The organism is Aminobacter sp. P4_D5 (assembly GCF_056401815.1).
This window is the reverse complement of record NZ_JBFUIP010000431.1, coordinates 1-1,029: the sequence shown is the minus strand read 5'-3', so window position 1 is coordinate 1,029 and position 1,029 is coordinate 1. Positions and strand designations below refer to the sequence as shown.

At 61.8% G+C, this 1,029-nt stretch carries 2 protein-coding genes; one reads left to right on the top strand and one right to left on the bottom strand.

From position 1 onward, the window contains the following. The first annotated feature begins 142 nt into the window (after window positions 1–142). A complete protein-coding gene (locus AC1DWF_RS32520; protein WP_476842642.1) occupies window positions 143–337 on the top strand; it encodes a hypothetical protein in 195 nt (64 codons plus the stop codon). A gap of 137 nt (window positions 338–474) precedes the next feature. Here the strand turns inward: AC1DWF_RS32520 and AC1DWF_RS32515 are convergent, their stop codons facing one another. Then, window positions 475–876: a hypothetical protein gene (locus tag AC1DWF_RS32515; protein ID WP_476842641.1), complete on the bottom strand. Its 402-nt coding sequence runs from the start codon at window positions 874–876 to the stop codon at window positions 475–477. Window positions 877–1,029: the final 153 nt, after the last annotated feature.

Genomic DNA, 1,029 nt, shown 5'->3' with positions numbered 1-1,029 from the left:
CCCTCGAGGATGCGGAGCTTTATGCCCAAGCCCTTGACCAGGAACACGGCAGCGATGGCCGCCGCGCGCTCATCTTTGCCATTCAGCCCAACGGGCATTCGGTCTTTCTGCCGCGAGCGGTGCGGGTATGGAGCGCGATGGAATGATCCCGCCGGTCTTCGCCATCCTTGCGACCGATGGGCGCTATGTCCCAATGGTCCGCATCGTCGAACCGACAGGGACCGAGATAGCCGCCGAGGCCCTCGCTGCGCAGGCCTTCGCGGCGGCTCGTGCACCTGCATGGCGACCGCTGGGTGGCTTTACCGCCGAAGGTTCTGCACCTTCGCCCCCTGCATGAAGGCCTAGACGATGCGGATTTCCCAGGTCCTCGAGGCCTTCGTCGCCATCCACCGCACACGCGGCTAGGCCGTGCGCTCAGACGAGGCAAATTTTCCTCCTTCCGAGAAGGGGGCGGCTATTCACTGCCCCTTTCGCTTAGCGGCGACGCTGCTCCTCCTGGCTTAAAGCCTCGATGGCATTCATGAAATTATCTAGCGGGCTGCTGCGGCAATGCCGCTCGATGAAGAGCATCCGGCTTAGTAGATCACCCGGGGAAAATGTATCTTGGGTGCCAGCCCAATTTACGCCGCTCATCATGCCACTTAGGAAACCCACAAGGTGGGTATAGCGCATCGTTGCTGACTGATTTGACGTTTGCGTCTGCTCACGCCGAACCCACGCAGCTCTTTCCGCTTCTATTGCAGCGACTACCTCGCCGCATCCAATCAACCCAGCGCCAAAGATCTGAACGCGACCCGGCGATTGCGGCGGCGGGGGTGATTGCGCTTGCGCTGGCCCTGCCATCGCGGCGACCAGCAGGGCAACGATCAACCGCATGGCGAGGGCTCCAGATTGAGGGGGTGGCCGCGCGAAGCTCAGCGAGACATCGTGATACCCATCGCCGCTGGGAGCGTGCAGTACGCGATGTCCGCAGCGAGCCTCGCTCGACCCGAATGGATGGTAATTTCAAGTGAAGGGATCGAGTTTGCC

Coding starts and splice junctions, on each gene's coding strand:
- AC1DWF_RS32520 (WP_476842642.1), top strand. CDS start 143: ATGATCCCGCCGGTCTTCGCCATCCTTGCGACCGATGGGCGCTATGTC.
- AC1DWF_RS32515 (WP_476842641.1), bottom strand. CDS start 876: ATGCGGTTGATCGTTGCCCTGCTGGTCGCCGCGATGGCAGGGCCAGCG.